We start from the raw sequence: 11,848 nt of genomic DNA, 5'->3' as shown, positions 1-11,848 counted from the left end.
GCATAATACCGCGCCTTCGCCCGCGAAGCGCCTTTCCCACACAGCCGGTCGCCCCTTTGAACGAACGCCCGATGTCTTCCGCCTTACGCCCCTCGGCTTGCCCGGGGTTGCTGCGTATCGTCCCGGCGCTGGATGGCGGTATCTGCCGGATCAAATTGAACGGCGGCTCGATCAGCGCGGCCCAGGCTGAAGCGGTGGCCAGCGCGGCCGAACGGTTTGCCGGGGGCGTGATCGAGGCGACCAACCGGGCCAACCTGCAGATTCGCGGAATTGGCAGTCAGCAGACGGCTTTGATCGACAGTCTGCTCGCCGCAGGGTTGGGGCCGCGTACCGCGGCGGGCGACGATGTGCGCAATCTGATGCTCAGCCCGTCTGCCGGGGTTGACCGGCGCATGCTCTTCGACACGCATGCGCTGGCGGAGCAGATCCTCACGACGCTGCAAAGCCACGAACGTTTCCATGAACTCAGCGCCAAGTTTGCGGTGCAACTCGATGGCGGCGAGGCGTTGGCGATGCTCGAACACCCGCATGATCTGTGGTTGTCTGCTGCTGAGCGAAACGGCGAGCTGTTGCTGGCGTTCGGTCTGGCGGGTTGCCCTACGGACAGGCCCGCAGGCGCGGTGTCACTCGAGCAGGGGCACGCACTGGTGGTAGCGGTGCTGGAGTTGTTTCTCGACCTGGCGCGTCCGGATCAAACACGAATGCGTCATTTGCTGGCCGAGTATCCACTCGCAGAGTTTCTCGCTCGCCTGGCCGAGCGTGTGCCCTTGAAGTCGATTGCCGATTGGCAGCGTTCACTGAACCTGGACACTCTGCACATCGGCGCTCATCCGCAACGTGAAGCCGAACACGTCTATATCGGCGCCGTCCCCCCTTTGGGGCGGCTCGATCCCGTCATGCTCAGGGGCGTGGCGCAACTGGCGTGCGAATTCGGCGACGCGAGTCTGCGTTTCACTCCATGGCAAAGTCTGTTGCTGCCCAACGTTCGAAAAGAGCGGGCGCCTGAAGTGATTAGGCGTCTGGAGCAACTGGGCCTGCTATGTGACGCTGATCAGCCTGTGTCACGGTTGATCGCCTGCACCGGTTCCGCTGGCTGTGGCAAGGGCCTGGCCGATACCAAGAGCGACGCCATGCAGTTGGCCGCGCTGTTGCAACGTCACGATCAAGCAGTGCATTTGTCCGGCTGCCAGCGTTCCTGCGCCGCGGCCCATGTGGCACCGGTCACGCTGCTGGCTGTCGCCCCCGGTCACTACGACCTCTATTTTCGCGATGCAGGGCATCCGGGTTTCGGCGCCCTGCACGCACACAACCTCACTATTGAAGCGGTCGCAGCCTTGCTCGACGCCCGCTCACGGAGTTCCCTTGATGCTTGATTACATCCGCGACGGTCAGGAGATCTATCGCAACTCCTTCGCGATCATTCGCGCCGAGGCCAACCTTGCGCGTATTCCGGCCGATCTGGAGAAACTCGCCGTGCGGGTGATCCACGCCTGCGGCATGGTCGAGGCCATCGATGGTCTGCAATTTTCCGAAGGCGCCGGCAAGGCCGGGCGCGATGCGCTGGCGGCCGGTGCGCCGATTCTGTGCGACGCGCGGATGGTCAGCGAAGGCGTGACCCGTGCGCGTTTGCCGGCCAACAACCCGGTGATCTGCACCCTGCGCGACGACAGCGTGCCGGAGCTTGCCCGCGAGTTGGGCAATACCCGTTCCGCCGCCGCGCTGGAACTGTGGCGCCCGCATCTGGAAGGCAGCGTGGTGGTGATCGGCAACGCACCGACCGCACTGTTTTATCTGTTGGAAATGCTCGATGCCGGCGCGCCGAAGCCGGCGCTGATCCTCGGGTTCCCGGTGGGCTTCGTCGGCGCCGCCGAATCCAAGGCGATGCTCGCGGCGGACAGCCGTGGTGTGCCTTTCGTCATCATGCAAGGCCGGCTGGGCGGTAGCGCCATGGCCGCCGCCGCCGTTAATGCCCTCGCCACGGAGATCGAATGATGCAGCAACCTGGACGTTTGATTGGCCTGGGCGTCGGCCCCGGTGATCCGGAACTGATTACCGTCAAAGCCTTGCGCCTGCTGCGCGAATCGCCGGTGGTGGCGTACTTCGTCGCCAAGGGCAAGAAGGGTAATGCGTTCGGCATCATCGAAGCGCATCTGCAAGATCCACAAACCCTGCTGCCGCTGGTTTATCCGGTGACCACCGAAGCGCTGCCGGCGCCGTTGTCGTATGAACAAGTGATCAGCGATTTCTACGATACGGCCGCTGAACAACTCGCCGCGCATCTGGACGCCGGCCGTGATGTGGCGGTGATCTGCGAAGGCGATCCGTTCTTCTACGGCTCCTACATGTACCTGCACGATCGTTTGGCCGAGCGCTATGAAGCCGAAGTCGTGCCGGGTGTCTGCTCGATGCTCGGCGGTGCCTCGGTACTCGGTGCGCCGTTGGTGTATCGCAATCAGAGCCTGTCGGTGTTGTCCGGCGTGCTGCCCCACGAAGACCTCAAGCGTCGCCTGGCCGATGCCGATGCGGCAGTGATCATGAAACTGGGGCGTAACTTTCCCAAGGTCCGTCAGGTGCTGGAAGAACTCGGTCTGGCAGAGCGTGCGCTGTATGTGGAGCGCGCGACCATGGCCAACCAGAAAATCGTGCCGCTGGATCAGGTCGAGCCGATGTCCTCGCCGTATTTCTCGCTGATCATCGTTCCTGGTGAAAGGTGGCAAGGCTGATGGCCCATTCTGCTCCGGCGATTGTCATTCTCGGCAATGGCAGCCTTGCGACCGCACGCAAAATCCAACAGCTTTACTCGGGGGCTTTGATCCATGGGTTGGCTGATCGGGTCGAAGGCGCGGATCGCAGCTATCGCGAGTTCGGCGCGACCCTGCGTGAGCTTTATCAACAGGACACGCCGATCATCGCCCTGTGCGCGGCAGGGATCGTGATCCGCACCCTGGCGCCATTGTTGCTGGAGAAGGGCGCCGAGCCGCCGGTGCTGGCCGTGGCTGAGGACGGCAGCGCGGTGGTGCCGCTGCTCGGGGGGCTTGGCGGGGTGAATGTCATGGCGCGCGCGATTGCCGCTGGCCTTGACGTCGCGGCGGCGATCACCACCAGCGGTGAGCTGCGTTTCGGCACTTGCCTGCTCAATCCACCGAGCGGTTACGCCCTGGGTGATCTGGAACTGGGCAAGCGCTTCGTCTCGGATTTGCTCGCGGGCCAAAGCGTGCGCATTGAAGGGGCTGCGCCGTGGCTTGATCAGGCACAGTTACCGGAAGATCCCCAGGCTCGGTTGTCGATTCATGTCGGCAGTGCCGAGCGCACGCCTGCGGCCAATGAATTGATGATCTACCCGCGCAGCGTGCTGGTGGCGGTGGGCGCCGAGGTGGCGGACCTGCCGAACGCAGTTCGAATGGCTTTGCATCAGGCGAAAATCGCCGTGCAATCGCTGGCGTGCCTGTTGGCCAGCGACCTGGACATGGCCAACCCTGCGTTGCGCGAAGCAGCGCTTGAGCTGGGCGTGCCACTGCGGTTTGCATCGGCCAGCGGCGTCAGCGAGTTGGCCCGCCACACCGTACCGCACGCTACCGTCGTGACGGCGGATAGCGGAATCGCCATCGCGGTGGCCAGTCAGCCACTGGAGCTTGCGCAGATCGGTCGTGCGCGCGGTCGTTTGGCTGTGATCGGCCTGGGCCCTGGCGCTGCCGAATTGATGGTGCCGGCGGTCAAGGCCGAACTGGCGCGCGCCAATGACGTGCTCGGTTATGAAACCTACGTACGCATGGCCGGGCCATTTCGCGACGATCAGGTACTGCATTGCACCGACAATCGCGAGGAAATGCAGCGCGCTCGCCACGCCTTTGAGCTGGCGGCCCAAGGGCGGTCGGTGGTGGTGGTTTCATCCGGGGACCCGGGCGTGTTCGCCATGGCGGCGGCGGTGCTTGAGGCGTTGCACGAGTCGAGTGAGCCTGCATGGCACAGCGTTGATCTGGAGATCCTTCCAGGCGTTTCTGCTTCTCTGGCCACTGCTGCGCAGGCCGGTGCGCCGCTGGGACATGACTTCTGCGTGATGTCGCTGTCGGACAACCTCAAGCCATGGGCGATCATCGAAAAGCGTCTGGACCTGGCGGCCGAGGCCGATCTGGCGCTGGCGTTCTACAACCCGATCTCCCGCGCACGGCCATGGCAACTGGGCCAGGCACTGGACATCGTCGGCCGGCATCGAACGCCGGAAACGGTGGTGGTGCTGGGCCGCGACATCGGTCGCCCTGGCCAGACGCTCCGGGTCACGACGCTCGGCGCACTGACCCCCGATCAGGTCGACATGCGCACCATGGTGCTGATCGGCTCCTCCACCACCTGCGTGTTCCCTCGTGCCGAGGGGGGCAAGTGGGTGTATACGCCTCGTTGGTATGGCGACAAGCCAACATCATGAGTGTCGGCGGCCTCGCTGGAGGCCGCGTTTCAAAATGGCCTGGCGTTGATAAACAGGAAGTTTTAGCGGCAGGCGGTTAGATGTCTTGATGTAAGTTTGTCTTTCTCTAGTGCAAAAGAAACTGTCGCGTTTGTTGATGGTTGCCTTTTGGCTTGTCTGTTTTTTGTTGTGTTTGATGGATTTAATGTTTCTGGGTGTTCGGTTGGTCATCAGTTGTTTGTTTTTTGCTTTCGGGCTGAAGTGTTGTTCAGTTAGTGTTGATTGAGCGTCGGGTGTACTCATCCATTTTGACGGGTGAGGAATTTTTATTTTTACAGGGAAGTATATTTATGGGTGAGCAAACGGCTCGTCATGTGAGCGGCTACGTCAATTTTATTGATTTATTTAAACTGTCTGATCTTGAAAAGGCGTTACAGGAATATAGCGGTACAGAAAAATACGACGCGGTATTTCGATATTACTTTTCTTGTATCGGCCTGCTCGATTTTCCGAGAATGCTTCCACCGCTGGGTTTGCTGCGCGAAGCCCTGGGGGCTTTTGTTGATTCCAAGAGCCGGCATCGACGTGCTGTGGAGATGGAGCCGAAAGCTGCGCCGGAGGGCGCTGCTGCTCTGGGTTTGACCGAAATCCGCGACAGGGTCGAAGGCTTCCACACGCGCCTGTCCAATAGCATTGCAGAGCTGTCTGCCGCCGCAACCGAAGTGCCGAAAAATCTGCACTTCGTTTGGCTTGGAGGGGGGCTTGGAAATATTCAGCGCGATTACATTAATGTTTGGTGCAAGGTGTTGGCCGAGCACGATTATGCCGTGAAACTCTGGTATGACAGCGACGCGTTATTGGCCTATGAAACCAACCGGATCATTGTCGAGGCCGCGAAGGCCGATGCGATGATTAATGGTGGACATGGCACGGGAACGTTTCTTGAGCTGGGTGACAAGTATGAAGAGCGAGCCATCGTTCTTAAGCAGCAAATGTTCGCACATATCAACACAGCGGTAGAGCGCGGTGTTAAAGCGGATGACGCCCGAATTGATCTTCTGGTTCGTGGGTATGGCCAGGATAAAAAAGCCCTGGAAATTTTGCGGGAAAAGAATAGTCAGAGCCTGTTGGCATTGATCGAGGCGGGAGTAGAGCTTCGCGACTTGGCGGAGAGTGCAACACCGCTGCACTTGCAGACCATTTATGAGCGGGAAATAAGTTTGCGAGGCAATTTTGCCGCCGCCTCCGATGTGGTGCGCATTGAAGCCTTGATGGCAGAAGGCGGGTGTTACGCAGATGTCGATAACTTGCCACCTCTTGTGGAAAAGTTGGGCGATGTGGAAATCAATCAATTCAGCAACGATGCGCGCTTGGGGGTGTTGCAGTTGTTGCTCGATCAAAATCCTGGATGGATGCCCGGTCGAGAGGCGTTAAGAGGTAAATATACAAACTATTTCGACGTCATCCCTGCAGAGCATCGTCCGGCACTGGAACGTTTCGCGAAAAATCGCCCGGACTTGAACAGCGTTTTCCGCGCCCCCGTCGAACGTCTCGTACGTCCGAACGGAATGCGGGCGGTGGCCGAGCAGGCCAGCCTGAGTAATGCGTTTCTCATGGCTCATGCCGGGTCGGCAATGTTGAGCGCTGTCATCGACCGTTTCAAACTCAACTATGAGATTGTTGATGCCACGATCCGCTTGGCTATGGAGAACCAGGTCGCCTTGATTGATAGCGAGGCCATGAGCGGTTTTGCGCGGGAGGTGGTCGAGAAAAAATTTGGTCCGATGGATGCGCTCCCGCCCGAAGAAGAACTCGCCCTCACTTTTTTGATGGAAGCCGCGGCGATTTACTACAGCGACGGCATTCGCCCGCAGAGCGAAGTGACCATCTATCTGACCGGGCCCGCTGCGATGCGCGATGCACTCGCGGATTACGCAAAAATCCACTTCACACCTCGTGCAGCGGGCGCGTGGCGAGAGGATGTGGCTATTGTCGCCGCCGCCATGGTGAATCGGGCTACCGAGGAGGAGCTGGACCATTCCTGGAAAGAAAACGAAAACGACACCGTCGAGTGGCTGCGCAAGGAAAAACAACGTTGGGAGGCCGGGCAATTCAAGGCGCGTTACGTCGGCAAGGTGGATCAATTACTAAAGAGTCAGACAATCCATTTCGACCATGGCTGGCCAATAATCGAAGGTCGACATGTGATGTCGACCGAATTGTTGCAGTCCTTGGCGCAGCACCTTGGTGAACCCTTTTTGCGAGCGATGAGCCAACGGGTCTCTGGTGAAGTGACTTTCGACAAGCAAGTGCAGCTGAGTTTTGACGAGCGCCAGTCCATCCTCACACAGGAGATCACGCTACCGCCATCGTTGGTCGGGGAGCCGGCAACCTTGGATCTGCCGCTTGATGAATTGCTTCATCGAATTGGCCGGGGCACTTTGCAGGTTGAACAGCTTAACCCCTTGCAGCGGTTGTTGATCGGTTCGTTACTGGGCGCGCGGGCCATGGATCAACGCAACTTTGGACACGTCAACGCACGGCTGGAAAACCTCGCCAACAACGTGTCTGAGTTGGGCGTGTCACACCGTTATGGGGCGATTGAACGGGAGCTGTTCAAAGAAAATCACCCTGCATTCGTTGCCGGTTTGGCCAGCGCTTCGATACCTTCCTTAACATTGTCCGAGACCAGCATTGAGCTGAAGAAGCAGGCGCTGGAGCGGTCACTGACCTTGCTGCAATGGGGGCGTCAGGTCTCCCGTATTCAGCAGGTAGCAAAACTCGAGTTCCGTGACCGGATTGCCGAGCGCATGGCCGATGTGCTGGAAAGTTTCGATCACGGCAGCTTCAAACTGGTGCCGCAGGATTTGTTGCTTCAAGGGGCCGGTGACCGGATCGCGGGGCGTTGCTACCCACTGGCATTGGCCATGGCGGCGGCGATCAGCAAGGGTGACGAAGCTGCCAACACCTTGCGTGAGCGGTTTTACCTGGCGGTCATTGAGCCTGACACCGTCGCTTCGAAAGCGTTTGTGAGCATCATCGAGGAGCTGCGCGATGTTGACGTCCATGACTTGGGTGGAGCGGTGGTGCGCTCCGATCTGGCACGCGTCATTGCGACGCTCGAAGGTAAAACCGGCAACAGCACCTTGATGCTCAACTCTGACAACCACTCGATGCTGGTAGCCAAAACATTCAGTGGAGGCCGCAGCACTTACCATTTCTACGATCCGAATTTTAGTGTTTTCGAGTTTGATACCGCTGAAGCACTCAGCAGCGCGTTGACACATTTTTTCGTTCGGCAAGAGATGGCCAAACCTTACGCAGCTTATGGAGAGCCAACGCGTCCGACGTTCGATTTGATTGAGCTCGACGCTAACCGACTCAATGAACGGATACTGCCGTCGGGTGTCCGGGTGTCCAGTCTTTCCGAGTCAGGCAGCCTGCCTGAACAGACGCCCCGGGCAAGGCAGCGGCTGGCCAGCGCAAGAGGACGGTCGTTGGTCAACAATGGGGTATTGGGCAGTTCGTTGCTGGAGCTGGACGCTCACTGGTGGGGCGGGCAAATCGCGCAGGCGACATGGCAGCTACAGGAGAAACACGGGCTATCGTCGGGTGCCATTGCGTTGTTTGAGACATTGGAGATAACCCCGACAGGCGCTTACAAAATCAGTCTGGTCAGTAACGATCCTGCGCAGACCATTGTGCGTGTCACCACCGATGATCATCGACTCCTCAGGATTAAAAATTTCCTCTCGCAAACCTTCCATTCCTTGGCGGCTCAACCGCGTGCGCCGGCCAACTCGCCTGATCCTGTGGACGCCGGTAGCGTTCATACGCTCAATGCCGGTTTCACCGTACAGGCCTTGATGAACTCGCTGCGTCATCACGAAGGCGCGGCCAGCGGTAGCGACAAGTCACTGACCACCGCCATTCGCCTGCATGCCTACGTCAACTACGCCCAATTGGTCCATGGCAATGTGGTGGATGTGATTGGTGTTGTGACACTGGTGCGACAGGCCCTGGAGGATGAAAAGCTGATCGCTCGTACCAGTGCGCCATTGGTACAAAAGGCGTTGGGGCATGTGGCGAATGAAGGCGTTGGCACGGTGTTGGGAATGGTGAATGTCGGGTTTGATATTTACCAGTTGAGCCATGCCGGCAATGACATTGAAAAGGCGCAGTTCGGGACGCAATTGGCGTTCGACTCCGCGAGCGCCGTGTTGGGGGCGGCCGGGTTGGGTGCGGGATTGGCCGGCGCAGGTGCCGTATCTGCGGTGCTGGGCGGTGTCGGGGTGATTCTGGGCGGGTTGGCGGTGGGTGTCGCTGCACTGGCCGAAGGGTTCGCCACCATTGCCGAGGAGGCCAAAGGGGTCGGCCTCTTTTTTGAACGACTGGAGAAGGCGCATCTTCAGGGCGGCTTTCACTTGGACAAGGCGTCGAATGCGTGGATTGCACATCCGTTGCTGGTGTTCACCGAACTGGATTTACGCGGATCAACGGTCCATTTCGACAGCCCTAAATTGTTCCCGCTTCGGGATCATTTCGGGGTTCCGGATTACGATGAGGATTACCACCGCGCCATTGATATACGCCTGGAACTTGCGTTGCCGGGCTCGGCGCTTTTCTCGCCGAAACCTGGGCAGACGATCGTTTTGCCGTGCACACCCAAAACCTGGTATGGCTATGAGTACAAGTTGCTGCCGTTTGTCACGTTTCGTCATGCTGATGGATTTGATACGGCACGTCGGCTGGAGAAAAAGAACGAACAGGGGAAATGGCAGTTCCTGTTTTCCTTTTATTCGTTCCCGGGTGAGTACGTCGTCCACCGACTGAGCCCTGTCTGCCAACCAACAGTTTTCAACGTTCGTCTCGATAACGTTGAGCGCTCGCTGGTGGTGCCTGTGCTACCCAAGGCATGGCACGGCCTGGTCTCCTATCGGATAGCCGGTGCCGGCGCTCAATGTTCCGTGCTGCTCAATCAGGGGGTGAGCCTTGAACTCGACGCGCCGGGTCACACGGCCATGCACTGGGTGTTGCTGGCTACCTGGCTGGCGGAGACAGATATCCGGATAGAACCCGCGGGTAGCCTGATGTTGGGCGCTCTGGCTGTGAAGTTAACAGGAAGCGGCGTTCACGATGTGTTGCTCAAACTGGCGGGTAACAAGATCGTGCGCGTTGATCTTGTTGCCCTGCAATTGGAGGTGGTCGAAGAAGCGGCCGATCCGGCGCTCGGAGAGCAAGCGTTGCTGGATCACTTCAAGTCACTGGCTCGTGAGCATCGCCTGGCGATCCCTTATCTTCCCGTTCATGATTTTATCGTTCCCTACGAAAAACAGGATGAACCCAGAAAAGTGGCCGCGTACTACGATTCGGCTGAGGATCGTTTCCTGTATGTACGCGACCCGAAAGTGTTGCTGTCCGATGCCGTCGTGTTGGGGGCAGTGATCGAGGGCTCGGCATACTTCTATCATCCCGAGAGCTTTTATATCTGGCAGGTAGATGCAACGACGGGAACGCTGGTTCAGCGATACCGTTTGTTGATAGGCGATGATCAGGCGATTGTCCGTTGTGAGGCGGTGGCCAAGGGCGGCATTCAGATCGTTCAGCGATTCACTCATAAGAGCGGTCAGCACGATGAGCTGACCTACATGATCCATGACGGGGCAGTACTGCTCGGCTCAATCAACCGAGGTCTGGATCCTGCATTGCTAGGCGTTTTGCAGGTCAACACGCTCACGGACTGGAAGCAGGTGCTGGACAACTATGTGTTGCCGGCAGAGTCCATCGATACCGTGAATTGGCGCCCCGGTGCGCTGGTTTCGATTTGTTGGCAGTTCGAAGACAAGTGGCACGATCTGGTCTGGGTCCGAGAGGTTGACGGGTTGATCATCCGTGCGCCGACCCGACGTCGTCATGCGCGAGGATGGAAAGATTCGATTCTGAATGATCTTCGACTGATTGTTCCTGCCGGTGCAGAGGGCGAAGTATTTGTGACCTACGACCAGCCTGACCGACGCCTCGTGCGGCAGCAAAGGTCGATAGAGGATGGCCGCGTGCAATGGTCTTCCACAGAAATTGCGCCCTTGGACCTGAATAATGTTGTTGCCGTTGAGCAGGGCTACCTGGCTCTGACCGAATCCGGTCTGTTCTTCAATGTAATGCCTGATGGCACGCTTCGATTGGGCGGCCTCACCGACACCTGGTTCAAGGATCGAGCCCTATGGTGGTCCGCACTGCCGGAAGTGTCGACGCGCTATCCGGTGTCGAGTTTCGCCCTCCTTGGGTTGACCAACTTTACGGGGGATGCCGACTTATGCGCCTGGTATCTGGACGATCGGCTGTTGCTCTCGGATCCTGGCCATGGAAAAGAAGTACGGTTACTGAGTATTGCTCCAGATAATCAGGCCGCCTGGTTGTTCGATCTTTCAACGGGGAAGGTTTTCAGCCAGCGCTTTATTGATATGAAACATTTGAGTACGGCATTTGCCCAAGGCACCAGGCTTTTGCAAGTTGAGGCATTGCCGGCCCCGATGCAGGTGTGGGCACCCTGGACCTTTACCGACGTGACGGCAGAGGGCGCGGGTCTGAGGGCGACGACTCTCGAAGGCGTGGAGGTGGATTTACAGCACAACGAACCGGTACGGGTTACGGGCGTGGACAGCCTCTGGGTCGCTGCACTGGACGGTCCATTGAGTGAGCGCCTGGCAGCGCTGGCGAGCCAACATCGATGCGCCGATTTTCTGTCCGTCAAAAATCCTGACTACCTTCAATGGTATGTGGTCCGGACCGGACGATTGATCCGGATTCCGAAAGCCACCTTTCCTGCGCAATACACGCTGGTGGGTACCCGGCATCAAACCAATGTGATGCTGCACCAAATCGGGGATGGTTTGTTGCACACCTATCCGCAAAAAACTACGGTTGGGCCGCTTGAGTATATTCAGCGAAATGCCGAAGTACTGGTGGTCGAGGGGCTGAAGACGGCCGATGACCTTCTCCCGTTGATTGCCGATGATGTCAGCATCCTGGTGCTCAAAATGGGTCAAGGGACAACGACTAGCCGGCTGACCCGAGCGGCGTGGTTGAAACTTGAATCGGTTATCGTCGATTGTCGTTACCCGCTTGAGCTCCCACCCTTGATTCCGGGAAAGCTGATTCTGGACGCTTCAATCATGGATCAGTTATGGGTCAGCCTGGTCGATGAGCACCTGGTAATGAACGGCCTGGACAGCGGGCACAGTCTGATCTTTCGCGGTGCTTACTCATCGGATGTGACGTTGCGGGGGGACGTGTTCCTTGCGCTCAGTGGTTATCGATCGCGTGCGGTTTCGGAAATAGTGACCGAGTTGCTGAGGCAAAAGGGCATTTCGGGCAGCGCAATGCTAACGGAACTGATGTTGAATCATCAGATCGAGGCGCTTGCAGAACCGGCTTTTTAGAGCTCCT

At 58.5% G+C, this 11,848-nt stretch carries 5 protein-coding genes; all 5 read left to right on the top strand.

Going from position 1 to position 11,848, the window contains the following annotated elements; genetic code table 11:
* The first annotated feature begins 71 nt into the window (after positions 1 to 71).
* The 5 genes from cobG to AC1RL4_RS22150 all read left to right on the top strand — a co-directional run bounded on the left by cobG (position 72) and on the right by AC1RL4_RS22150 (position 11,841).
* Complete coding sequence (cobG, locus tag AC1RL4_RS22170; RefSeq protein ID WP_290371303.1) at positions 72 to 1,373, top strand: precorrin-3B synthase; 1,302 nt, start codon at positions 72 to 74, stop codon at positions 1,371 to 1,373.
* Positions 1,366 to 1,992: a precorrin-8X methylmutase gene (locus tag AC1RL4_RS22165; RefSeq protein ID WP_007937188.1), complete on the top strand. Its 627-nt coding sequence runs from the start codon at positions 1,366 to 1,368 to the stop codon at positions 1,990 to 1,992. Before cobG ends, AC1RL4_RS22165 begins: the two co-directional genes overlap by 8 nt.
* Positions 1,992 to 2,723 carry a precorrin-2 C(20)-methyltransferase gene (locus AC1RL4_RS22160; RefSeq protein WP_018928431.1) on the top strand — a complete coding sequence of 244 codons (732 nt, stop codon included), beginning with the start codon at positions 1,992 to 1,994 and terminating at the stop codon, positions 2,721 to 2,723. Before AC1RL4_RS22165 ends, AC1RL4_RS22160 begins: the two co-directional genes overlap by 1 nt.
* Positions 2,723 to 4,423 (top strand): precorrin-3B C(17)-methyltransferase, encoded by a 1,701-nt coding sequence (gene cobJ, locus AC1RL4_RS22155; RefSeq protein WP_230175422.1) that lies wholly within the window; start codon positions 2,723 to 2,725, stop codon positions 4,421 to 4,423. Before AC1RL4_RS22160 ends, cobJ begins: the two co-directional genes overlap by 1 nt.
* Positions 4,424 to 4,917: 494 nt before the next feature.
* Positions 4,918 to 11,841, top strand: a complete 6,924-nt coding sequence (locus AC1RL4_RS22150; protein ID WP_230175467.1) for a TcdA/TcdB pore-forming domain-containing protein — start codon at positions 4,918 to 4,920, stop codon at positions 11,839 to 11,841.
* Positions 11,842 to 11,848 lie beyond the last annotated feature (7 nt).

The sequence above is a fragment of the Pseudomonas sp. GW822-FHT07A10 genome, from assembly GCF_058798795.1.
This window is presented reverse-complemented; position numbering and strand designations above follow the sequence as displayed.

Coding starts and splice junctions, on each gene's coding strand:
- cobG (WP_290371303.1), top strand. CDS start 72: ATGTCTTCCGCCTTACGCCCCTCGGCTTGCCCGGGGTTGCTGCGTATC.
- AC1RL4_RS22165 (WP_007937188.1), top strand. CDS start 1,366: ATGCTTGATTACATCCGCGACGGTCAGGAGATCTATCGCAACTCCTTC.
- AC1RL4_RS22160 (WP_018928431.1), top strand. CDS start 1,992: ATGCAGCAACCTGGACGTTTGATTGGCCTGGGCGTCGGCCCCGGTGAT.
- cobJ (WP_230175422.1), top strand. CDS start 2,723: ATGGCCCATTCTGCTCCGGCGATTGTCATTCTCGGCAATGGCAGCCTT.
- AC1RL4_RS22150 (WP_230175467.1), top strand. CDS start 4,918: ATGCTTCCACCGCTGGGTTTGCTGCGCGAAGCCCTGGGGGCTTTTGTT.